We start from the raw sequence: 21,623 nt of genomic DNA, 5'->3' as shown, positions 1-21,623 counted from the left end.
TAGTTCAGGCTTCTTTTTGGGGCTTTAGGACTTTATCGCCATACAAGTAGCGCGGGCCACGGCCATACTTGGCCGCTGCATCACCTGCATTGTAGAGGTGACATTGCTCCATAGAAAGGCAACCACAGCCGATGCAACTATCGAGCCGGTCGCGTAGTAAGGTCATGCGTTCTATACGCTGTTCAAGGTGCTGCTTGAACTCTTTGCTTAAACGCGCCCAATCCTGTTTGCTCAGCGCACGGCCACTGGGTATATTTTTAAGATACTCTCTTATTTCCGGCAGAGTGAAACCGAATTCCTGCGCAACCAGAATCAGCGATAGCCGCCTGATATCGGCACGCATAAAGCGGCGCTGACCGGAATTGCTGCGTGCGGCCACAATAAGGCCTTTGCTCTCGTAAAAACGAATGGCCGATGTGGTGAGGCCGGTACGCGCGGCGAGTTCACCTATGCTCATCACTTCGTTTTTCGAAGGTCCTTCATTTTTTAGGGATCTATCGTCAATCGCGGACATCAAAACCTCTTGACTTCAAGTTAACTTTAACATTTAGAAAGCCTATCACGACCTGTCAAATATCAGTGTCAGTTTGTTGAAGTGCAGAATTCATTGCTGCATCAAACCATAGCTACAGGAGTGAGCACCATGACATCCTCGTTTTTAGAACATGCCAATATTACTGTCAGTGACCCTGAGCGCTCAGCCAAAAATCTTTGCCATTGGTTTGGCTGGCACATTCGCTGGCAGGGCAGCGCCAAAGATAATGGACATTCTATTCATGTGGGTAATGAAAACAGTTATCTGGTGGTTTACAAACCGCAATCGGCACCAGCACAAGGAAGTAACCCGGGAAAAATGGTCAATGGTTTAAACCATGTAGCCGTGGTGGTGGCTGATTTAGACGCGACCGAGCAACGTATTTTGGCTTCAGGATTTAAAACCATGAATCATGCCGATTATGAACCCGGCCGCCGGTTTTATTTTTATGACCATGACGGCATAGAGTTTGAAGTCGTCAACTATGGCTAGGACAGCTTAAAGGATTCATCTATCCGGCTAAGCTTTGCCTAAAACCATTTTATTGTTATGGAAAATAGTGGTGCCCGGAGGCGGATTCGAACCACCGACACGCGGATTTTCAATCCGCTGCTCTACCAACTGAGCTATCCGGGCACTTGCTTTGCAGCGATTTGTTCACCGCCGTAAGAAGTGAGCGTCTTATAGGAGAGCCATTCGCACTTGTCTAGAGGCATTTAAGCCAAAGACACACTTTTCAACAAGCCCTTTGGTTATCGGCTAAAAACGTGAAAACTTTGAGATTTGAGCAAGTTACCCAAAAGGAAAAGGGGGCGTGAAGCCCCCTCTCCCATCTAGAAAAGCCTAGAATTATTTAACTGCTGTTACGCGACCATCGAGTTTTGGCTGATAGTCTTTATGGGCTTTAAGATAGTCTGCAAGTACCATTTCAAGACCTGGACCGTAGTCGTAGGCGTTTTCGCCATGTTCAGCAAAGACTTTGTAGCCATCGCCACCACCGCGCATGTAGTTGTTTGTGGCAACTTTGTATACTTTTTCCTCATCAATTGGCGAACCATCTGCCATAGTCAGTGCAACGATACGTTCACCTGCAGGCTTAGAAGCATCGAAGGAATATTTGATACCAGCAACTTGTGCAAAGCGGCCAGCGCCCTCTTCCAGTTTAGATGCGCCGTTTTCCAGGGCTTCCTTGATGTAGGCCCCTTTCATTTCAAAGGTTGCCAACGTGTTTTGGAATGGCAGAACGGTCAAAACCTCACCCATGGTCACTTTACCTGCATCAATAGATGCACGTAGTCCGCCACCATTTTGGATTACTATTTCTATGCCCTGATCTTTCGTCGCTTCAAGAATTGCATCGGCTACAAGATTGCCCATGGCGCACTCACCAGAGCGGCAGGAGTTGCGGCTGCCATCAATTGTCGCCGCGGCAGAACCGATAACCTGTTCTTTCAGCTTTTGGATTGGTGCTGCAAGTTCAGCAACACGCGCTTTCACATCTTTATCTTCTGCTACAGAAGCATCAAGAAGGATTGGCTCGCCTGCTGCTTGGATGACGTCTCCATTGTCGTCCCACTTTACAGCAATTTCACCCAGGAACTTACCATAGGCATATGCTTGAACGATTGGAACGTCTTTGCCTTCAGGATTTTTCACCAGTACAGGGTAAGGACCTTTAGCGCGTTTTTGGGTATTAGAAAGCAACGTATGCGAGTGCCCCCCCACAATAACGTCGATGCCAGATACAGAGGCCGCAATTTGCTTATCACGGGTTATGCCTTCGTGCGTGAGGGCAATAATTTTATTCACGCCTGCAGCTTCGAGCGCGTCAACCGCTCCCTTGAGGTAGTCTTCTGCCATGATAAAGCGTACACCTTTACCAGGAGAAGAGGTTACGTCGGTATCTTCAGCCAATGCAGAGATAATACCGACTTTCTGACCACCTTTTTCTAAAATTAGCGTGCCGGGCACTTTTCCTTTCAGCAGTGGTTCGTTGTTGACATCGATATTACCGGAAAGAATTGGGAACTTGGCACCTGCAATAAAATCGGCCAGACCTTTAGGACCATCATCAAACTCGTGATTACCAACTGCCATGGCATCAAAGCCGAGCAAGTTCATGAATTCTACAGCCGCTTTACCTTTGTACGTGGTGTAAAACAGTGAACCTTGGAACTGGTCACCGGCATCCAAAGTTACAAAATTTTTGCCCTCAGATGAAAGTGCTGCGCGGCGCTCATCCAGTTTTGTTTTTAAGCGGGCTATACCACCAAAGCATTTACCTTCTGCCGCGTTCTTATCAGAACAACCAGAATCATATTTGTTGATTGGTTCAATTCGGGAATGAAGGTCGTTTATATGAAGTATCGTTAAGTCATAGTCAGCAAGTGCTGGTGCAGCCAAACCAAGAGATAGCGCTAGAGCACTGGCATTTAATAGTATTTTCTTCATTCTTAAAACTCCCCGTAAGAATTTCAGTGTTCCATAGTTGCGTTTTTTTGAAGAACACTTCAACCCGATCCTGTTCTTCGCTGCACAATGTTAAGAAGAAACATGACAGTGGCAAGAATATTATCCGGCTAAGTAGCTATTTTTTTCTTATAGTGGAAAAAATTTCAATCCAAGGCAGTCAATGTAACTAGTGTTGTTCTTGTGATTGTATCATTTGTGCTATCAACTCTTCCGGGTCTTGCTCTTCACTTGATGCAGGTATGGCGTAGGAATCCGAGAGCCAGCGGTTCAAATCAATGTTTTTACAACGGTCCGAGCAGAAGGGTTTAAAACCATCTGTTGCCGGCTGTTTACATATAGGACATTTCGGTTTTTGCTTTTTACGCATTACTGCTTTATCGGCCACTATCACACCTCTTCTTCTCGTTCTACTGGTGTCTAACTCACTCAAGAGTAATAGAGTGGTTTTCCTTTAGGGGGAAACAACAGTTTCATTTGAGCTTTCATAGCTAAGTATTTACATTCTGCCAATGCCATGGGAACAACAGCTAATTGCAAAGCCAGTTTGCTATCATAGAGCGCGTATTCAAGGCCCTTTATTTTGTGTAATTGTTATTGATGGCAGTGCTTGAGGACATGATTATTGGAAGAATTTGTTATTCTAGGATAATCACTTGCTTTTTCCCAAGGAAAACAACAGTGAAAAAGCATTTTAAGCGTTTTTTTGTTTATTCATTTGGTAAATCCTGCTCATATATATTTGTAGGCAAAACTTGGCGTTAGCAAGGTAACCGCTTCAATACATAGGTTAATTTGAATTCGATCCATTAGATGAATTTAGCAAAGTAGGTAGACCATGAGTGAACAACAGAAAAACAATGAAGTTTCGTGGACCCTTACCTGCCGCTGCCTGACGCAAGACCCGGAAGTTTTCGAGAATTTAATGAAAGAGATGTTGCAGCGCTCACAAGACGAGCAGCCTGGAACATTGGCCTTCGTCTGGTATTTATCCGAGGACGGTAAGCACTGCCAGATCTTTACCTCGTTTAGTGAAAGCCAAGCAGCAATTGTCCATTTAAGGTGGTTTGCAAAGTACTACGAAGCCAGCTTCAAAAAGGCGCTTTTACCTGAAAGCTTAGCAGTATCTGGAACAGCAAGCATAGCACTACGTGAAGCGCTTGAAAAATTCGTACCTGCTTACTACGTGGTCACCGGTGGTTTTGTGCGCTAAAACTATATTGCTTTTGTATTCAATCAAGCGAGTTCTATAGCGTTTTGCCAGTTTGCTTGAGTTTGGTAGCCAAGCCCGGAGAGTAAATTAGCGGTTTCAGCCAATGGCAAACCAACAACGGCAGGGTACGAACCCACCAGCTTATTGACAAAACTGCCAGCAAGGCCCTGTATGGCGTAGCCACCCGCTTTCCCCTGCCACTCGCCAGTTTCGATATAGTTATTCATATCCTGTCGTGACAAGCGGCGGAAACGAACACGGGTTTCAACCAGTTTTGAGCGTGAAATTCCGGCTGCATTATTAACAGCTATGCCGGTGTAAACTTTATGCACGCGGCCAGAAAGCAGTTGCAAACATGCAAGAGCCTGCTCGTGGTTTTCCGCTTTTGGCAAAATACGCCTGCCAACCGCTACGACAGTATCCGCACCCAGCACTAAAGCCTCTTGCTTTTGTGCATCATTTGCGAGCAGTGCTCTGGCTGTTCCTGCTTTGCCAATGGCTAAACGCAGGGCCAACGCACGAGGGCTCTCGCCGCGCATGGGCTCTTCATCAATATCTGCTGGCAATAAAAAATCGGGTTCAATGCCGATTTGCTGGAGTAGGTCCAGCCGTCTTGGCGAACCAGATGCCAATACCAACAGTGATTGATTAGCCATTGCGGATTCCCTCGCCCGTTTACACAAATTCTACTAGCGTAAACCGTATGTATGTTTACTTATTTGTAGCGGTAGGTAATGCGGCCTTTGGTCAGGTCGTACGGTGTCATTTCAACCAGCACCTTATCACCGGCCAGAACACGAATACGGTTCTTACGCATACGCCCAGCAGTATGAGCAATGATCTCGTGGTCGTTTTCTAACTGAACGCGGAAAGTCGCGTTTGGAAGTAGCTCGGTTACAACGCCGGGGAACTCCAGCATTTCTTCTTTAGCCATATGGTTTCCTGAATGGTTTTCTTAAATTTCCGGCGGAACCTAACCCATTACCAGAAAAAAGTGAACAGCTCTCTACTCGTTCTTGGTCAACACTTGGCAGATACCCCCGAAAAGCCACTGAAAAATTAGGGATTTGACTTTTGATTGTATTTCTTTTGCAAAGTGTAGCCAACGCCACATACATAGAGCCAAGAATCAATTGGCACCAGCTAAAAATGAATGGTCAACTGATTTTCCAACCCTGTTTGGATTAAAATACACCCTGTGGATGCCAATCCAGCCTTTTGAGCAAGCGTTTTTTTAAAGTATCCCGCACCCCCCGATATGCATCTAATATCTGGGCGCGGCTCCCTGTTGCCAATGTGGGATCCAAAGTTGGCCAGTATTCTACATCAACGGCTTGGGTGCGTGTTAACTCCAGTGCCATATGGTGAGCTTCGGGCGCCAAAGTGACCACCAACTCAAAGCCATCTTCCGCCAAATCCTCGTAGGTTTTCGGGGTATGTTCACTCATATCAACCCCAAGCTCTTCCATCACACTATCGACAAAAGGGTCTCTATCTCCTGCGAAAACGCCACAGGAGCGAACATAAACCTTGCCTGGAAACATCAATTTGGTCACAGCTTCGGCCATTGGCGATCGCACAGCATTCATCCGGCACATAAATAGAATTGCACTTGGATGTTTATGAATGGGGGCGTCCATTTTTAGCCCCGCTGCTGTAGAGAGCAAATAAGGGTAAACAGACGACGCGCAGTCTGGTGATCAACCGCCACTTTTCCTTTTAATCGCTCTTCTAATATTGTCGCGCCATCATTATGTAGGCCGCGTCGCCCCATATCAATGGCCTCGATTTGGCTTGGGGAGGCCGACTTGATGGCATCATAATAACAATCGCAAACAACAAAGTACTCTTTTATGATGCGGCGTAACGGGGTCAGCGATAAAATATGTGATGCAATATCCAAGCCCTGCTCATCACGTATCATTAAAACGAGCTTGCGCTGAACCATCGAGATATCCAGGCGATATGGCCCCGCTTTACTACCGACTGGCGAGAAATAGTTCTCCTCGACCAGATCAAAGATAGCCACTTTGCGTTCACGTTCGATATCTTTATTGGAGCGTGCAATTGAATCGCGGTCAAGAACCACTTCAAACAGGCACTCACTCGTGCCTGCTGTGCTCTTAAAGCCATCATCCGTGTTCAAGGGCTGTTTGTCCTGATCGTTCATGACCGCAAAATGCCTCAGTTGGGCTTACTTGCCTTACTGAGCCTAATAGAAACTGACTTGGCGTGTGCATGCAACCCCTCACACTCGGCAAGTTCTACCGCTGCAGGCCCAATTTTCGCTAAATTATCATAGTTGCATCGCAATATGGATGTTCTTTTTACAAACTCCAATGTGGACAGGCCAGAAGAAAACTTTGCTGACCGCGCTGTAGGCAGCACGTGGTTTGAACCACCTACATAGTCACCTATGGCTTCAGGCGTAAATGAACCCATGAATACCGCGCCGGCATTTTTAACCATTGGTAGCAAATCATCGGGTTTTTCGAGGGACAGTTCCAAGTGTTCCGGAGCAAAACGATTAGAAAGCTGCATCGCCTCCCTAAAATCTCTTGTTACGATAATTGCTCCGTAATTATCCCAGCTGGCACGCGCAACTTTCTCTCTAGGTAAAGTCTTCAGGTGCTCTTCGACAGCCTCTTCAACGGCCAAAGCCAAGCGGCGGCTGTTCGTGATTAAAATCGACTGGGCGACAGGGTCATGCTCAGCTTGAGACAACAAGTCAACGGCAATCCAATCGGGGTCACTTTTTTCATCAGCGATAATCAGTATCTCGGAGGGGCCTGCGATCATATCAATGCCCACTGTACCAAATACCTGGCGTTTAGCTGCGGAAACATAGGCATTGCCGGGACCAACAATTTTACAGACCGGCTCAATGGTTTGCGTACCGTAAGCGAGTGCCGCCACGGCTTGAGCTCCACCAATTCGATAAATCTCACTTACTCCGGCCAGCTTTGCCGCTGCCAACACCAATGGGTTCAGCTCGCCATCCGGGCTTGGAACAACCATGACAATACGCTCAACACCTGCAACTTTTGCCGGCACAACGTTCATTAGCACTGACGAAGGATAGGAAGCCAAGCCACCGGGAACATAGACACCCACAGATTCGACCGGGGTCCATATGGAGCCAAGCTCAACACCAATAGCATCTTTATATCGCTGATTTTCCGGTAGCTGTTTTTTGTGATGCGCCCGGATACGATCGCATGCCAATTGCAATGCATCCATGGTTTTGCGAGGAATTTGCGCACAAGCCGCCTCAATCTCGGCCTCACTCACCTGCAACTCTTGCATCGTATTTGCAGTTAGACGGTCAAAGCGTGCGGTATATTCCAAAACGGCCTCATCGCCACGCTTGCGCACATCCTCTAGTATTTCATGGGTAATATGGTTGACATCAACTGACACCTCACGCTTGCTGGACAGCAGTTTTTGAACTTCGTCTTCAAATCCTGGAGTTACGGAGGAGAGTTTTATAGCCACGATACATATTTCCCATTATTGGCAGTGTTAATAATTACAGGTCACTATCTATTTTCCAAACGAGATGAAATGCAAGCCTTTCATGATGATTTCACGCAAATAAATGTATGCTATAAATTGTTATTGCTTAAACATTATGATGAGGCAAGTTATCCGTTTGCCAGGCCGCCCCCATGTCAGCCAGTTGAACTTCGATGCATTCAACACCGACAGCCAAGACCGCTCCCCCTGCAAATACCAGGTTAATCACACCTGAAGGCCCTGAGTTCTCGACATAGTCAATCGTCAGTAGAGACAGAATTGTTTGCTTTTTGCTTTGATCGATATTTTGCGTTTTCAATGCTTCAACACGATTAATGGTGAGAACCGAGCGGTGGCGCTCGTGCGTTTTTGTACCTTCTTGCTCGTTCTCCCAGGCAAACCTATTCATTGGTATGATGAGCGTTTTCTCTTTGGGTAAGTATTGCACCTCTCCTACGAGCAAAAGACCATCTTGAGTGTATGTTGCTATTATTTGAAGGTCTTCTGAATCCAAGGCCTGAAGTTTCATATTTGGTCCTCAACACTTAAATCTAACGCTACCTGTCAAGCGAACGATTGCACAATATCCAACACGCATACGCTCAAAACGCGACTGCATATATTATATATTGTTTGAATGCATCGAATTGCAATGCGTTTTCTAATGGCCTTACGATTACATAAAAAACCCAGAGCGGAAAGACTCTGGGTTTTGTTTGATCTATTCGAAAATACTAAGCGCTGATGCGTTCAATTTGTGCGCCGCACCTAGACAGTTTATCCTCAAGGCGCTCAAAACCACGATCTAAGTGGTAAACTCGGCTTACAGTTGTTTCGCCCTCGGCAGCAAGACCAGCGATTACAAGCGAAACTGATGCTCGTAAGTCGGTTGCCATGACTTGGGCCCCATGCAACTGGTCTGTTCCCTCAACGGTTGCCACTTGACCATCCAGCTGGATACGCGCACCAAGACGGGCCAATTCTTGCACATGCATAAAGCGATTTTCGAAAATATTCTCTGTTATGCGAGAGGTCCCTTTTGACCGGGCCATCAGAGCCATAAATTGTGCTTGTAAATCTGTCGGAAAGCCAGGGAAAGGTTCGGTAGAGATATCGGCAGGCTGGATACCGCCATTGGTGCGCGTGACTTGCAGGCCTTCGTTGGTCTGTGTGATTTGTGTACCGGTCTTGCGGATGGCGTCAAGGGCACTTTCCATCAGCTCTTCACGTGCACCTTCGAGCAAAACCGAACCGCCCGTCATCGCCACTGCCATGGCATAGGTTCCGGTTTCAATTCTATCAGGAATAACTGAATGACGATACCCGTGTAAGCGATCAACACCCTCAATTACCAGCTTATCGGTTCCAATGCCTGAAATTTTCGCGCCCATGCCGACAAGGCAGTGAGCAAGATCGCTAACTTCTGGTTCACGCGCGGCATTTTCAAGAATTGTTGTTCCTTGTGCCAGTGTCGCAGCCATTAGTGCGGTGTGCGTTGCTCCTACAGAGACCTTCGGAAAAACAATGTGAGCTCCTTTTAAGCCACCAGAACAGCTTGCAAGAATATAGCCCTTGTCAATTTCAATATCAGCGCCCATTGCTTCTAGAGCATCGATAAAAAAGTCTACGGGGCGTGTGCCAATTGCGCAGCCACCGGGCAAGGATACGCGCGCTTGATGCATGCGCGCTAATAAAGGGCCAATAACCCAGAAGCTGGCACGCATCTTTGAAACCAATTCATAAGGTGCGGTGGTGTCAACAATGCGACCTGCAGTTAGGTGTAGGGTCTGGCCTTTTAACGGATCTTCCCCTGCCCGCTTGCCATCTACGGAGTAATCAACCCCATGATTGGAAAGAATTTGCGTAAGCTGCGCCACATCGCGTAGCCGAGGCACATTTTCTAATGTTAACGTTTCATCTGTCAGCAAACTTGCAATCATAAGAGGCAAAGCTGCATTTTTTGCCCCTGAGATGGAAATTGTTCCGTTCAGCTCATTACCGCCAACAATGCGAATTTTATCCATTCGTTTTTATGCCCCGTTCCCTAAATGCCCAGCATGCTCATAATTAATAGCGCTGTCACCTATCACTTTAACCGGTTGCGCTGCAAGTCATCCTTGCTTAATGGTGCGCTGTACCACAAAAAAAATATTGTTTTACGTTTGTGCAGATGTGATTTGATGCTTTTACTGCTCAACGTCAATGCAATGCTCGTCGATGAATTTGTATGCAAATTGTCCAGATTGCGGCACTTTCGAGATATTATGCATTCAACAATAGCTCATTGGCATTTTATGGTTTTGCAGCCTGTTTTCGACGTTTTAAGTTATCTCTAAGAGCTTTAGCCAAACGCTCTGCCTTTTCTTCTGCAGCTGTCTTCGATTGTGTTTTTGCTTTTTCTGCCTGCTTTGAGCTCTTGTCTTCTGTTGCCATTATCGTCACCTTAACCTCTTCGCCTCATCGTGCGGCTCGTTTTAGCATCCTGTCATTTAAGGCCAATCGGAGTTGAAGGCAAATAGCCAAAACACACTTTATATGGCTTCTTTATGGCTCAGCACGTAAAGCCTTGTAATGACTGACGTTGCTGTCAAGCCCGGTAAGTGTAAGACGCCTATAAAAATCAGGATTCTGCGGGTAGCTAACTGATTTTATTTGTATATATAAAACTTCTATTGGGAGTGCGGAAATTTCCACAAGGTTTGTAAATAAAAAGGTTGCACCAAAAGAAGCTGTGTGACATAAGCCTCCTCGTTCCAAGGCCGTTGCCTTGAGAAATGAAGATGCTGCCGTAGCTCAGTGGTAGAGCACTCCCTTGGTAAGGGAGAGGTCGAGAGTTCAATTCTCTCTGGCAGCACCATTTCCCTAGTATTTTAGATTTCATCCCGACGCGAGAGCGTTATGGGTCGTTTCTAAAATTCATACTTGGAAACCACTTTAATTTAATACGGTTTTCACGTATTTTAAGATTATTGGCTGCCGTAGCTCAGGGGTAGAGCACTCCCTTGGTAAGGGAGAGGTCGGAAGTTCAAATCTTCTCGGCAGCACCATCTAACAATCAGCTTAAAATTCTATCTGTTAGCCCTAGGGATTGGTGACATATTGTTTCCGTATGCGCCCTACTCCATTATCAACCCAGTTTCAGCCCTCGTTTTACTCTCACACAATAAGTGTGCGTATAATTGTTGCTGCGGTTCGCCTCCCTGCTTAGATATGAGCCAGCAATAGGCAAACTCTCTTTTACGTATACCTAAAATAGGGCATTATTCGCCAGTTTATCCACTACGCGCCTTTGGGTTGTAGGCCTAATTCGACACCTTGGTCGATAACTCTAAAAAGCTACAAACTACTCCCACCAAGAGTATTGATAAACCAATTAATTCAATAGGTTATATAAATATCGACGCAAAGACTAATCACTATCGCTCTTATTGGGTAAGTAAAGAATTTACCTAAATGTATAAAATTTGAAATAAATTTCAACCATTGAGAGTAATTACTTGATTACAAGAAAAAGTCTAATGCCGGTTTGATTGAGATATGTGACATAAAACACACTTTGATAATTATCAATTTTAATTAATTCAGCTAATCCGTTTACATCTAGTCGCTCTAATGAGACCTTAACGACAGATTCATCAGCACCCATCATAGGGGTTTAAGGGTGCTATATTTTAAATATGGAGGCAAATGTGGCATATCAAACTAACGAGCACGAAGTAAGCCAAACCACGAATTCTCAGTTCTCCGAGGCTGAACTACAGCTCTTAAAATACCAATTGGAAGAAAAAGAATTCGCACAACTTTTACGCGTTGTAACACAACTTCCCCCTGAGATATGGGGTGAAGCTACCCAAAAGCTATCGGAGCGTTTAGCGCATTAAAAAAGTTAAGCTCGCTTAACCACCCGCTCCCAAAGGGGTGGTTAAGTTTTGCAAGACTAGGCACCAAGTAATCTCAACGCAGCTAATTACTTGGTAATGACATACAAAGTAGGTGAATGTTCGCTTGATACAATTCAACCGCTTTCGCTTTTCATGCGTATTTTGAGATAACCGCGTCCGTTTCTCACAACTACGCATAGCGCACCATCTGTCGCAATGGATCGCCCGCACCTTAAAGGCCTATCAGTCAATCTGGTAGGCCTTTTTATTTCTCGTTACTGCTTTGCGTTATTGGCCGCCAAGATTTTGGCTGGTGCAACATGGCACGTGGTGCGGGGCCGAAATAGCCCGCCGATTTGACAAAGTCTCTTGGCTGCAAAATCACAGAGGTAATACGCTGATGAAGCGCCTTGGCACTAATGGGTTTAGATAGGAGTTCATGCACTCCAAGCTTACGGGCTTCTAAAACCCTGCTCCGTTCGGTGTGAGCTGTTACCATAATAATTGGTATATATGCGAAGGGGTTATCTGGCGTGCGGATCATACGTACCATATCTGCACCATCCAAAATTGGCATAACCCAATCGAGAATCAATATATCGGGCGTAGCTCTCTCTAATGCCTCTAAACCTGAGGCGCCATCTTCCGCCTCAATGATCCGCCGCGCACCAAACCCTTGCAGTAAGGTACGTAAAATCGTACGCATATAGGCGCTATCTTCTACCACTAGAAATGTCAGTGAAGAAAGATCAATACTCACACGTTTCTACCCTTAAGTTTTTAGCACCTTAACTTGCATAGTACATCTGTCAATATCAACTAAGCAGGAACCTTTATATTAATTGGTTATAATTATTATTGCCTGTGTGTAAAACAAAACAAACTTCGTAGAAGTTTGCGCTATGCTAAGACAGCCGAACGCATTTCTGCTAGTAGTTTGTCAATAAAACCAGAGCGCGGCAATCTGTCCTGCGACAGAGAGGTCAAACTCGGTTAGTTTAGAGCCCATATAAACTACAGATTAAACTGTGGGGCAGCCAAACAAGGGGCAACCTATGAACTATCAAGCCGTTTTTGAGGAAGCAATTGTTTCTTTAAAGGACGAAAAGCGGTATCGTGTATTTGCTGATCTTGAACGTCAGACGGGCAAATATCCGTATGCATGTTACAGAAATGGCACCTCGACGCGCGAAATCGCTGTTTGGTGTTCCAACGACTACCTTGGCATGGGGCAGCACCCTAAAGTTATCAAGGCCATGACCACAACAGTGGAAAACATGGGAACCGGTGCGGGTGGAACTCGAAACATCGCCGGAACCAACCATCCATTGGTCATGCTGGAAAATGAACTTGCCGACTTACACCAAAAAGAAAGCGCTTTGGTGTTTACATCTGGTTTTGTTTCTAATGAAGCTGCCATTTCCACCATTGCCAAGCTACTTCCTGATTGCCTCATTCTCTCAGACCAGCTGAATCACGCTTCTATGATCGCGGGGGTTCGCAACTCTGGTGTTGCCAAAAAGGTTTGGCGCCATAACGACCTTGAGCATTTGGAAGAACTTTTAAAAGCGGCTGGCAATGAGCGGGCGAAGCTGATTGTTTTTGAATCGGTTTATTCTATGGATGGTGATATTGCCCCTATAGAAAAGATTGCCGATCTTGCCGATAAATATAACGCCATGACCTATATTGACGAAGTACACGCTGTTGGCATGTACGGGCCACGCGGGGCCGGTATTTGTGAGCGTGATGGCGTCATGGATCGCATTGATATCATTGAAGGCACACTTGCGAAAGCCTATGGTGTTCTTGGGGGCTATATCACAGGCAACAAAACTGTTGTTGATGCAGTCCGTTCTTTTGCACCTGGCTTCATTTTTACAACAGCATTACCACCTGGTCTCGCTGCTGCTGCAACGGCTTCCATTGCTCACTTGAAGGCTTCAAAGGAAGAACGTGAAGGCCAACAGCGTCAAGCACAGCGCACCAAAGACATTTTGTCAGCTGCTGGATTGCCGGTGATGCCTTCACAAACCCATATTGTTCCAGTTTTGGTTGCTGACCCTGATCTATGTAAGCAAGCAACTGATATGCTTCTGGAAAAGCACAATATCTACATTCAGCCGATCAACTACCCTACTGTACCACGTGGCACAGAGCGGTTGCGGATTACACCAGGCCCCTTCCATAATGATGCGATGATTGAACATCTAAAAGATGCCCTCGTAGACGTATGGCAAACTCTTGGGATTTCGTTCCAAAACACTGGCATAGATGATCTTGAAGCACCTGGTGCTATTTTGCACCATGCCGCTGGCGGTTAAGCTGTTTCTCAAAAATAAATAGCGACTGACAACAGGCCCCCGAATGGGGGCTTGTTTGCGTATGGGCATATAACATTCTTGTTGAATCGCTTGGTGCTTTTGCTCGCGAGTTTAAACGCCAAGACTGCACATATATTATTATGCACTTACGTTGGATTTACTTTGTGCTAAACGCAATCTTCGAGCCCTCACATCATCAGCATAACTTAATAACCAGTCTTGCGTTTGTGTAATATTCATTGGCTTTGCGAAAAGGTAACCTTGTAGTTCATCAACCCCCATTGCTTTCAAGGTTAACGCTTGCATTTGCGTTTCAACACCTTCTGCAACAACGCGTAATTTATTTGCTTTACCCAGTTGAATGACTGAGGAGAGTAAAGTTATGCTTTTGGGGTTATCAATGAGGTCTTTTAGGTCATTCCTATCTATTTTTAGGGTATCCCAATCCATAGATTGCAGCCGTGTTTTACCCGAGCCGCCTTTGCCAAAATCATCTAGAGCTAATGATACTCCCAGTTTTTTTAGTTTGGTAAGCGCGTTGCCCGCTCGATTAGAAAGCCGGTCTAAGCCAACTTCTGTGAGCTCCAATTCCAAATTGTATGGTTTTACGCGATTTTTGATTAGTTCTCTTTCAACAAATGCCACAAAGCCTTTTGTCTCCAGCTGCGAAATATTCACATTCACCGCTAGTTTGAGCTCAGGGTTTACTCTGCGCATTAAGCACAGATCTTGCAATGATTGGCGTATAACATGACGCCCCAAAATATCGAGCTTCTTTGTAGAGTTAATTCTAGAGAGAAATGCAGAGGGAGGGATTATTGTTCCATCATCTCGGCGCCACCTCACCAACGCCTCAACATATAGTGGCTGCCAATGCTCCGAGCTTATCTGTGGCTGATAAAAAACTAAGAACTTTCCCTGGTTTGCTGCTCTGGCAATCTCTTTAACTGATAATAATGCCATATCAAAATATTCCAATATATTGATGCTTGGAATTTGTTTGCGTCGCTCGTCCCTTGGGTACGCCACCATTAAACAGAAAAAAGCCAAAAAGAATGGCAGGTTAATTTCAATGGGAACAATGACAACAATTAAAACTGTCAAGACAAAAAAATGCATAGCCCTAACAAAATTAACTCGTGGCAGCATAGTCTGGCAGTATGTAAAATGTAAATATGTATATTGGTGTAACGGCACTTTAATTCCCCCGCCACTCACCAATAGCAGAGCATATTTATTTAAATCTTCCCCTTAACTAAGGGGCATTATATTTAAAATATCATATATATATTGAAGTAATTAACTATTATTATTATTCGTGTTTTCGTCTTGCAAATCGCCGTCGTCCAATATACGCCATTTAGCGCCCTCAATATCATCGTATTGGCCAGACTTTAACGACCATAAGAAAGCCGCTAAGCCAGCACCACCAAGAACTAAAGCTGTTGGAATAAGATATACTAGAATTTCCACTTATCATTTCCCTAGTTTGTACGTGGTATCTGGTTCCGAAGCACTAAGGAAGCTAAGACGCAAGCGCAAAGCATTTAGTGTCACGACCACGGAAGAGCCTGACATGGCCAAAGCTGCGAGTAACGGGGTTACATACCCTGCAACGGCAACTGGCACCGAAAGTAAGTTATATACCCCAGAAAGCCAGAGGTTTTGTTGCATAATTGTGTGTGCTCTTCGCGATATGTTCAAAGCATCAAACACAGGTGCAATCGGCTCTCCTAAGAATATGGCGTCTGCGGCTGCTTGCGACAAGTGTACTGCGGAGACAGGAGATATAGATACATTAGCCGCGGCTAAAGCTGGTGCATCATTCAAACCATCGCCAACCATCAGTACATTTTTACCTTTACCACGGAGCTTCTCAATATACGCAATCTTCTCTTGAGGTTGTAATTGTGCGTAGTAACTTTCAATAGCAAGCTCTTTTGCTGCTTTTTCAACGGCACTTGCCCGATCACCTGAAAGTAATTGAACATCGTAACCACGCTTGAGTAGACGGGAAACCTGTGTTTGAGCATCGGAGCGTAGCGATTGTGCGACCGGTAATAAGTGTATTGTGCCATTTGCCTGCTTGTAGGCAATGATCGATGCTTCAGGATATTTACTTTCGATTTTAGCCAGATCTTTGCTCTTTACGCCGCAAAATTTCGGTGAACCCAAGCGAATTTCACCCTCACCAACATTAGCGGCAACCCCCTGCCCGGCGGTTTCGCTTGCCTGTTTTAGTGGCGTAAGTTCAGTGTTATTAATATTAAGCTTGTAGGCTGCCCTGACTATAGCTTTACTAAGTGGATGCGAAGAAGAAAGCCCGAGCCTTGCTGCTTCAATTAATTGTTGTTGCGAAAGGCCGTGCTCTTGGAGCAATTGAGGATCCGGTGTTGTTAAGGTCCCGGTTTTATCGAAAACAATTGTGTCTACCTTTGCCAAACGTTCAATCGCATCACCAGAATTTAGCAGGATTTTACGATCAAAAAACAGGCCGCTCGCCACAACCTGTACAGCTGGTATGGCAAGACCAAGAGCACAAGGGCATGTGATGATAAGAACAGAAATGGCAATAATAATAGCATGCTGCCAGCCTGCACCAAAGATAAGCCAGCCAATAAGGGTCAGTAGTGCAGCCGTATGAACCAATGGCGCATATAGCTGAGAAGCTTTGTCGGCAATCTGCACGTATTTACCACGTGCCTCCATAGCTGTTTCAAGCAGCTTGTTGACCTGATCGAGTAAAGTATTTTGAGCAGCCTTGATAACTTCTAGGGTTAGCTGACCTTGCGCGTTCATTGTACCGGCATACACTGGCGAACCTACGCTCACCTCGTGGAGCTTCGTTTCACCAGTCACCAAGCTTTGGTCGACGCTTGATACCCCTTCAACTATGAGCCCATCTACAGAAATGCGTTCACCCGGCCGCACAATTACAAGGTCTCCCTCTTGTAATTTTGATAGAGGCACATCCAATAGTGAGCCATCTGGCTGGATTTTCGTGGCTGATTCTGCTTTTAATACGGCTAAATTTTCTGCAAAGCTACGCGTTTTTCGACGCATCATGTGATCGAAATAGCGGCCGGCGAGCAAAAAGAACAGCAACATAACAGCGCTGTCAAAATATGCATGTTTGGCGTGAAAAATTGTTTGAACAAGTGATAGGGCCGTTGCCAGTAGCACACCAATTGATATGGGAACATCCATATTCAAATTACGCTGGCGGATCGCCCGATATGCACTTTTGAAAAAAATACGCCCTGAGTACGCAACCGTTGGCAGTGCAATTAGTGCTGAGAGCCAATGAAAAAAAGAACGTGTTGCTTCGTCAATATCCGAATGGTTTCCCGACCAAACAGAGATTGAGAGCAACATAATGTTCATAGATGCAAAGCCGGAAACGGCAAGTGAGCGCAGTATATCTTTACCCACTTTATCGCCGCGCTCTTTTACTTGCGCCGGGTCGAATGGGTAAACTTTATAGCCTAAGCGTTCTAATCGAGAGACTATGTGATCGGGCGACGTGGTGTTTTGCTTCCACTCCACACCTAAGCGGTGGGATGTATAATTGAGACGTGCCCGTTCTATTCCGTCAACTTTTTCAAGATCGCGTTCAATTTCATAGATACAAGCGGCACATGTAATTCCATCAACCGCTAAATCCATATGCAAATTCTGACTGTCGCCTTTTGTAATAAAGGCGTCCCAATCACGGGTAGTTTCACTCATTCTTGGTTATCTGCTTTAAATAGCAACTTATTTCTAGAGCGGAAAACGACTTCATCATTACTGTTTTGAAAACTTAGATGAAGATACCAAAGGCCATTTGCTACTTCAGGTATAACACCCTCGTAAATACCAGGGGATGTTTCTGCAAGCACAAGATGCTTGTCATGGGATTTATCACTTAGGCGGTTCAACTTAACATCAACAGTTTCACCATTCAATTTTGTTCCGTATTTATCCAGTGCGTTTACTTTAATATGCAAAACACTGTCGTTTGTTCTGTTTGCACTAACGTCAACTTGCCAACCAAGTTCTTCTTGGGCGCGCGCTTGTGCTATTTCTTCATTGTAACGCTGTGAAACTTTATAGGAACTGGCGACTTCCAGCCCCGGGAAACTACCAATAGCCATGTAAACCATGGTAAAGTTCACGGCAAAAATCACTGCGAAAAAGCCCAAAAACCAAAGCAGTGCTTTTTTACCAGTAAATGGCCTAACCGATTTGGTATCACCCGTTTGTACTGACATGCTTATCTCCTTAATGGTCCCTTTGGCCTTTGCCGGTAGTATTATCGGTTTTTGCCCTTATCAAGGCAGGCCGGATATTCGCCGACCTGCCGTCTTGTTAGTTGCCTTTTGCACGGAAGAAGTCACCAATTACAACTTCTGTCCCGGCTTTCGGATCATGCAATACAAACTGCATATCATGCGATTCCGGCATCTTGCTCCCTTTTGGAGAAAATACAAGAGCACGTATTTCACGTGTTGTATCGGGATCAACCACCACAGGTATATCGTTGGAAGTACCCGTCTTTTCGCCAACAACTTTTAGCTGCGAACCTTCCGGCATACCTTTAATAGATAGAATGAACTCCTGCGGTTGCTTGTAGCGGTTATAAAGGCGAAGCGTATAACCATTACGAACAGCACCACCTCTTAGATTGACGTAGAGCGGATTCCTGTCATGTACAACAGTTAGATTACTCAAATCGCGGTTGGTCAGCTTGTAGAGCATCAAACCACTAATTAAGCCAATGATTAGAACATAAACGATGGTTCTTGGCCGTATGAAACGGTAAATAGGTTTTTCACCACGTTCGCGGCGTTCAATATTCATATCTGTGTCATAACCGATAAGGCCTTTCGGCTTACCAATTTTCATCATGACATTATCACAGGCATCAATACATAGCCCACACTGAATACAACCTAACTGCAATCCATCGCGAATATCCACGCCTGTTGGGCAAACGTGAACACACTGGTTACAATCGATACAATCGCCAGCCTTTTCACCATCAGCCTGCTTTTTTTGTGCCTCTTTCAAGTGCATACGCGGCTCGCCACGGTCGTAACGATACGTAACGTTTAGCGCATATTCATCTGTGAGCGCGGCCTGAATTCGCGGCCAAGGACACATGTAGGTGCAAACTTGCTCACGCATAAAGCCAGCTAATGAATAAGTTGTGAAAGTCAGTATACCAATCCAGACATAGGCACCGATTGGCGCTGTGAATGTCAGCAAATCAACTACAAGTGTCGGGGCATCGTGAAAATACAGAACCCAAGCACCACCTGTCCACCAGGCCACCATCAACCATAAGAAATGTTTGACTGCTTTCCTGGAGATTTTATTCAATGTCCACGGTTGCTTATCAAGCGCTATGCGCTTTCGGCGATCACCCTCAACCCAGTTTTCTATTTTTAAGAAAAGATCAGTCCATACCGTTTGCGGACATAAATACCCGCACCATAATCGACCGGCTACTGCATTCATTAAAAACAATGCGACAGCAGCTATAACCAAGAGGCCTGTTAGATAATAAACCTCTTGCGGCCAGATTTCGATAAAGAAGAAGTATCCACGGGCGCGCTCAAAGTCGATAAGAACAGCCTGATTTGGAAAACCTTCGCCGCGGTCCCAGCGAATGAAAGGAAGAAAATAATATAAACCCAAGGTTATAAATAGGATTGCCCACTTGATATTTCGGAACAACCCTTTTGTCGCCATGGGATAAATTTTGGCGTCTGAAACAAACCAACTGTCGTCGTCTGTTTCGGCTATGGCTTTGGCAGTCTTTTTCATAGCGCTACCTGTTTGGCTTTGAATGGATTAACAGGCGGGCGCAAGGCGCCCGCCTGTTATATTAGTGTTCTATAATTTTAGCAGATTCACTCGCCGCCGCCTAGTGAGTGAACATAAACTGCTAAAGATTTCACAGTTGTTTCTCCAAGACGGTCAATCCATGCAGGCATCACACCGTGTTTCGGTGATGTCACCTGTGCTTCGATACCTTCAAGTGAACGCTTGTATAGATAGTTCGGCGCAGTCAAATCCGGTCCGCCAGCATCACGAAGACCTTTTGCATCTTCCCCGTGACACGCTGCACAGTTCTCTTCAAAAAGAACAGCACCTGCGTCTAAATCGGCTTTTGGATCAGGGTCGATACCTGCAATTTTTGCAACATAGCTTGATACGTTAACGATTTCCTCTTTAGAGAGGATTTCATCACGGCCAAATGCAGACATTTCAGCATAGCGTTCGTCGTCATTACCCGAGCGAATACCATAGGAAATGGTGTAGTTGATATCGTCTAGCGAGCCACCCCAAATCCAGGCATCATCTTGCAAGTTCGGATAACCCAAGGCACCGGTTGCACTTGTACCATGACAAGGTGCACAGTTATCACCAAAAGCAATCTTCCCTTGTGCCATGGCGAATTCAAGAAGTTCAGGTGTATCTTCAATCTCTTGAAGAGAAGCCTGCATCAACTTTTCGCCCATCTTCGCACGCTCGGCCTGTGCAGCCTGAAACTCTGCTGTGGCTTCGGCACGCTGTGAGGAGCCGAGAACACCCTTTGTGTAGTCACTAACCAATGGCCATGATGGCATGAGTACCCAATAGCCGATTGCCCAGACAATACAGCCGTAGAATATGTAAAGCCACCACTTTGGAAGCGGGTTATTCAGCTCTTTCAAACCATCCCACTCGTGGCCGGTGGTCTCGACACCGGTAATCTGATCCACTTCTTTGTTATGATCAGCCATCAGTCATCCTCCCGAAGCGGGATGCTAGACGCTTCATCGAAGCGCTTTTTATTTCCCGGCCAAACTGCGTAAACAACGATTGCTGCAAAAACTGCCATAAAGTACAGGAGACCGCCTGTTTGGGCAAAGTTTGCAAGACTAACATATGTCTCGTCCATATTCTTCTCCCTAGCGCAGGTTGGCTTTCTCGTCGTAGAGTTTAAAGTCTACGAGAGTTCCAAGCATTTGCAGATATGCGATTAACGCGTCCATTTCGGTCACTTTGTCCGGGTTACCATCAAAGTCGCGCAAGGCAACTCCAGGGTAACGCTCTTCGAAGCCTTCCGCAGCATCTGAATCCGGCATTGCCTGCGCTACAGCATCAGCTTTTGCGTTGGCAATTTGCTCCTCGGTGTATGGTACGCCGTAAAGAACATTCAGTTCCAGATGGTCTTTCATGTCGCGGGTGGTCAGTTCGTTTTTAACCAAGAACGGATAACCCGGCATGACAGAGGTTGGCGATACCGAACGTGGGTTTACCAAGTGGTCTTTATGCCATTGGTCGGAGTATTTGCCACCAACACGCGCAAGATCAGGACCGGTACGCTTTGAGCCCCACTGGAATGGACGGTCATACATTGACTCTGCTGCCAATGAATAGTTGCCATAACGCTCCAGCTCATCGCGTAGAGGACGGATCATCTGTGAGTGACAGGTGTAGCACCCTTCGCGCACGTATATGTTACGTCCCGCCAGTTCTAGCGGTGTATAAGGGCGAACGCCCTCAGTCTTTTCAATGGTGCTCTTCAAGTAGTAGAGCGGCACAATTTCCACCAAGCCACCAATCGAGATTGCAATTACAATACCGATGATCAGGATCAGGGAGTTTTTCTCGAAAATCTCGTGTTTTTTCCAAGCAGACATTAAACGCTC

The 21,623-nt window shown here is 45.7% G+C and carries 24 protein-coding genes and 3 tRNA genes; 6 read left to right on the top strand and 21 right to left on the bottom strand.

Annotated features, from left to right (window positions below; genetic code table 11):
• Positions 1-4: 4 nt before the first annotated feature.
• Positions 5-514, bottom strand: coding sequence for a redox-sensitive transcriptional activator SoxR (gene soxR / locus AYK67_RS14505; RefSeq protein ID WP_068088345.1), 510 nt, complete (start codon positions 512-514; stop codon positions 5-7).
• A gap of 129 nt (positions 515-643) precedes the next feature.
• On the opposite strand from soxR, the gene AYK67_RS14500 reads away from it, so the two are divergent.
• On the top strand, positions 644-1,027 hold the full coding sequence (locus tag AYK67_RS14500; protein WP_068088342.1) for a VOC family protein: 384 nt from the start codon (positions 644-646) through the stop codon (positions 1,025-1,027).
• Positions 1,028-1,095: 68 nt separating this feature from the next.
• Here AYK67_RS14500 and AYK67_RS14495 read toward each other — a convergent pair.
• The 3 genes from AYK67_RS14495 to yacG form a co-directional block, all read right to left on the bottom strand.
• Positions 1,096-1,171: transfer RNA gene (locus tag AYK67_RS14495), tRNA-Phe, on the bottom strand.
• A gap of 213 nt (positions 1,172-1,384) precedes the next feature.
• Positions 1,385-2,986 (bottom strand): bifunctional metallophosphatase/5'-nucleotidase, encoded by a 1,602-nt coding sequence (locus tag AYK67_RS14490; protein WP_068088339.1) that lies wholly within the window; start codon positions 2,984-2,986, stop codon positions 1,385-1,387.
• A 187-nt stretch (positions 2,987-3,173) separates the two neighbouring features.
• Positions 3,174-3,392, bottom strand: a complete 219-nt coding sequence (yacG, locus tag AYK67_RS14485; protein WP_420800606.1) for a DNA gyrase inhibitor YacG — start codon at positions 3,390-3,392, stop codon at positions 3,174-3,176.
• A gap of 450 nt (positions 3,393-3,842) precedes the next feature.
• On the opposite strand from yacG, the gene AYK67_RS14480 reads away from it, so the two are divergent.
• Positions 3,843-4,217 (top strand): hypothetical protein, encoded by a 375-nt coding sequence (locus AYK67_RS14480; RefSeq protein WP_068088336.1) that lies wholly within the window; start codon positions 3,843-3,845, stop codon positions 4,215-4,217.
• A gap of 23 nt (positions 4,218-4,240) precedes the next feature.
• Here AYK67_RS14480 and AYK67_RS14475 read toward each other — a convergent pair whose 3' ends face one another.
• From AYK67_RS14475 to AYK67_RS17275, 8 genes are all read right to left on the bottom strand, one after another.
• Positions 4,241-4,873, bottom strand: a complete 633-nt coding sequence (locus AYK67_RS14475) for a Maf family nucleotide pyrophosphatase (protein WP_068088333.1) — start codon at positions 4,871-4,873, stop codon at positions 4,241-4,243.
• A gap of 59 nt (positions 4,874-4,932) precedes the next feature.
• The gene (gene infA / locus AYK67_RS14470) at positions 4,933-5,151 is read right to left on the bottom strand and encodes a translation initiation factor IF-1 (RefSeq protein ID WP_068088330.1); all 219 of its coding nucleotides are present in this window, start codon (positions 5,149-5,151) and stop codon (positions 4,933-4,935) included.
• Positions 5,152-5,401: 250 nt separating this feature from the next.
• A complete protein-coding gene (locus AYK67_RS14465; protein WP_068088328.1) occupies positions 5,402-5,857 on the bottom strand; it encodes an arsenate-mycothiol transferase ArsC in 456 nt (151 codons plus the stop codon).
• Positions 5,858-5,859: 2 nt separating this feature from the next.
• Entirely contained in the window at positions 5,860-6,387 is a 528-nt protein-coding gene (locus tag AYK67_RS14460) for a UPF0262 family protein (protein ID WP_082735847.1), read from the bottom strand.
• Between the two features lie 14 nt (positions 6,388-6,401).
• The gene (hisD, locus tag AYK67_RS14455; RefSeq protein WP_068088325.1) at positions 6,402-7,712 is read right to left on the bottom strand and encodes a histidinol dehydrogenase; all 1,311 of its coding nucleotides are present in this window, start codon (positions 7,710-7,712) and stop codon (positions 6,402-6,404) included.
• Between the two features lie 127 nt (positions 7,713-7,839).
• Positions 7,840-8,262: a DUF2948 family protein gene (locus tag AYK67_RS14450; protein ID WP_068088322.1), complete on the bottom strand. Its 423-nt coding sequence runs from the start codon at positions 8,260-8,262 to the stop codon at positions 7,840-7,842.
• A 205-nt stretch (positions 8,263-8,467) separates the two neighbouring features.
• A complete protein-coding gene (murA, locus tag AYK67_RS14445) occupies positions 8,468-9,757 on the bottom strand; it encodes a UDP-N-acetylglucosamine 1-carboxyvinyltransferase (RefSeq protein WP_068088318.1) in 1,290 nt (429 codons plus the stop codon).
• Between the two features lie 268 nt (positions 9,758-10,025).
• Positions 10,026-10,166 (bottom strand): hypothetical protein, encoded by a 141-nt coding sequence (locus tag AYK67_RS17275; protein ID WP_173645125.1) that lies wholly within the window; start codon positions 10,164-10,166, stop codon positions 10,026-10,028.
• Between the two features lie 349 nt (positions 10,167-10,515).
• On the opposite strand from AYK67_RS17275, the gene AYK67_RS14440 reads away from it, so the two are divergent.
• The 3 genes from AYK67_RS14440 (at position 10,516) to AYK67_RS14430 (ending at position 11,614) form a co-directional block, all read left to right on the top strand.
• Positions 10,516-10,590: transfer RNA gene (locus AYK67_RS14440), tRNA-Thr, on the top strand.
• 115 nt (positions 10,591-10,705) lie between these two features.
• Positions 10,706-10,780, top strand: a tRNA-Thr gene (locus AYK67_RS14435).
• Positions 10,781-11,422: 642 nt separating this feature from the next.
• On the top strand, positions 11,423-11,614 hold the full coding sequence (locus AYK67_RS14430) for a hypothetical protein (RefSeq protein WP_208976312.1): 192 nt from the start codon (positions 11,423-11,425) through the stop codon (positions 11,612-11,614).
• Positions 11,615-11,879: 265 nt separating this feature from the next.
• Here AYK67_RS14430 and AYK67_RS14425 read toward each other — a convergent pair whose 3' ends face one another.
• Positions 11,880-12,374: a response regulator gene (locus tag AYK67_RS14425; RefSeq protein ID WP_082735846.1), complete on the bottom strand. Its 495-nt coding sequence runs from the start codon at positions 12,372-12,374 to the stop codon at positions 11,880-11,882.
• Positions 12,375-12,669: 295 nt separating this feature from the next.
• Between AYK67_RS14425 and hemA the strand changes: the two genes are divergently transcribed.
• Positions 12,670-13,938, top strand: a complete 1,269-nt coding sequence (gene hemA, locus AYK67_RS14420; protein WP_068088313.1) for a 5-aminolevulinate synthase — start codon at positions 12,670-12,672, stop codon at positions 13,936-13,938.
• Between the two features lie 138 nt (positions 13,939-14,076).
• Here the strand turns inward: hemA and AYK67_RS14415 are convergent, their stop codons facing one another.
• The 8 genes from AYK67_RS14415 to ccoO form a co-directional block, all read right to left on the bottom strand.
• The gene (locus tag AYK67_RS14415; protein WP_162265118.1) at positions 14,077-14,901 is read right to left on the bottom strand and encodes an EAL domain-containing protein; all 825 of its coding nucleotides are present in this window, start codon (positions 14,899-14,901) and stop codon (positions 14,077-14,079) included.
• A 336-nt stretch (positions 14,902-15,237) separates the two neighbouring features.
• Positions 15,238-15,411: a cbb3-type cytochrome oxidase assembly protein CcoS gene (ccoS, locus tag AYK67_RS14410; RefSeq protein WP_068088306.1), complete on the bottom strand. Its 174-nt coding sequence runs from the start codon at positions 15,409-15,411 to the stop codon at positions 15,238-15,240.
• A gap of 3 nt (positions 15,412-15,414) precedes the next feature.
• Positions 15,415-17,667: a heavy metal translocating P-type ATPase gene (locus tag AYK67_RS14405; RefSeq protein ID WP_068088304.1), complete on the bottom strand. Its 2,253-nt coding sequence runs from the start codon at positions 17,665-17,667 to the stop codon at positions 15,415-15,417.
• Positions 17,664-18,191, bottom strand: coding sequence for a FixH family protein (locus tag AYK67_RS14400; RefSeq protein ID WP_068088301.1), 528 nt, complete (start codon positions 18,189-18,191; stop codon positions 17,664-17,666). Before AYK67_RS14400 ends, AYK67_RS14405 begins: the two co-directional genes overlap by 4 nt.
• Before the next feature lie 97 nt (positions 18,192-18,288).
• Positions 18,289-19,749 carry a cytochrome c oxidase accessory protein CcoG gene (gene ccoG, locus AYK67_RS14395; protein ID WP_208976311.1) on the bottom strand — a complete coding sequence of 487 codons (1,461 nt, stop codon included), beginning with the start codon at positions 19,747-19,749 and terminating at the stop codon, positions 18,289-18,291.
• Positions 19,750-19,835: 86 nt separating this feature from the next.
• Positions 19,836-20,711 carry a cytochrome-c oxidase, cbb3-type subunit III gene (ccoP, locus tag AYK67_RS14390; RefSeq protein ID WP_068088298.1) on the bottom strand — a complete coding sequence of 292 codons (876 nt, stop codon included), beginning with the start codon at positions 20,709-20,711 and terminating at the stop codon, positions 19,836-19,838.
• Positions 20,711-20,869, bottom strand: coding sequence for a cbb3-type cytochrome c oxidase subunit 3 (locus AYK67_RS14385; RefSeq protein ID WP_068088294.1), 159 nt, complete (start codon positions 20,867-20,869; stop codon positions 20,711-20,713). The genes ccoP and AYK67_RS14385 overlap by 1 nt, the downstream gene beginning before the upstream one ends.
• A 10-nt stretch (positions 20,870-20,879) precedes the next feature.
• Positions 20,880-21,614: a cytochrome-c oxidase, cbb3-type subunit II gene (gene ccoO / locus AYK67_RS14380; RefSeq protein ID WP_068088290.1), complete on the bottom strand. Its 735-nt coding sequence runs from the start codon at positions 21,612-21,614 to the stop codon at positions 20,880-20,882.
• Positions 21,615-21,623: the final 9 nt, after the last annotated feature.

Source organism: Polycladidibacter stylochi (genome assembly GCF_001562055.1).
GTDB lineage: Bacteria > Pseudomonadota > Alphaproteobacteria > Rhizobiales > Stappiaceae > Pseudovibrio > Pseudovibrio stylochi.
Note: the sequence above shows the minus strand (reverse complement) of the source record. Positions and strands in the feature narration are given on the sequence as shown.

Coding starts and splice junctions, on each gene's coding strand:
- soxR (WP_068088345.1), bottom strand. CDS start 514: ATGTCCGCGATTGACGATAGATCCCTAAAAAATGAAGGACCTTCGAAA.
- AYK67_RS14500 (WP_068088342.1), top strand. CDS start 644: ATGACATCCTCGTTTTTAGAACATGCCAATATTACTGTCAGTGACCCT.
- AYK67_RS14490 (WP_068088339.1), bottom strand. CDS start 2,986: ATGAAGAAAATACTATTAAATGCCAGTGCTCTAGCGCTATCTCTTGGT.
- AYK67_RS14480 (WP_068088336.1), top strand. CDS start 3,843: ATGAGTGAACAACAGAAAAACAATGAAGTTTCGTGGACCCTTACCTGC.
- AYK67_RS14475 (WP_068088333.1), bottom strand. CDS start 4,873: ATGGCTAATCAATCACTGTTGGTATTGGCATCTGGTTCGCCAAGACGG.
- infA (WP_068088330.1), bottom strand. CDS start 5,151: ATGGCTAAAGAAGAAATGCTGGAGTTCCCCGGCGTTGTAACCGAGCTA.
- AYK67_RS14465 (WP_068088328.1), bottom strand. CDS start 5,857: ATGGACGCCCCCATTCATAAACATCCAAGTGCAATTCTATTTATGTGC.
- AYK67_RS14460 (WP_082735847.1), bottom strand. CDS start 6,387: ATGAACGATCAGGACAAACAGCCCTTGAACACGGATGATGGCTTTAAG.
- AYK67_RS14450 (WP_068088322.1), bottom strand. CDS start 8,262: ATGAAACTTCAGGCCTTGGATTCAGAAGACCTTCAAATAATAGCAACA.
- murA (WP_068088318.1), bottom strand. CDS start 9,757: ATGGATAAAATTCGCATTGTTGGCGGTAATGAGCTGAACGGAACAATT.
- AYK67_RS17275 (WP_173645125.1), bottom strand. CDS start 10,166: ATGGCAACAGAAGACAAGAGCTCAAAGCAGGCAGAAAAAGCAAAAACA.
- hemA (WP_068088313.1), top strand. CDS start 12,670: ATGAACTATCAAGCCGTTTTTGAGGAAGCAATTGTTTCTTTAAAGGAC.
- AYK67_RS14415 (WP_162265118.1), bottom strand. CDS start 14,901: ATGGCATTATTATCAGTTAAAGAGATTGCCAGAGCAGCAAACCAGGGA.
- AYK67_RS14405 (WP_068088304.1), bottom strand. CDS start 17,667: ATGAGTGAAACTACCCGTGATTGGGACGCCTTTATTACAAAAGGCGAC.
- AYK67_RS14400 (WP_068088301.1), bottom strand. CDS start 18,191: ATGTCAGTACAAACGGGTGATACCAAATCGGTTAGGCCATTTACTGGT.
- ccoG (WP_208976311.1), bottom strand. CDS start 19,749: ATGAAAAAGACTGCCAAAGCCATAGCCGAAACAGACGACGACAGTTGG.
- ccoP (WP_068088298.1), bottom strand. CDS start 20,711: ATGGCTGATCATAACAAAGAAGTGGATCAGATTACCGGTGTCGAGACC.
- AYK67_RS14385 (WP_068088294.1), bottom strand. CDS start 20,869: ATGGACGAGACATATGTTAGTCTTGCAAACTTTGCCCAAACAGGCGGT.
- ccoO (WP_068088290.1), bottom strand. CDS start 21,614: ATGTCTGCTTGGAAAAAACACGAGATTTTCGAGAAAAACTCCCTGATC.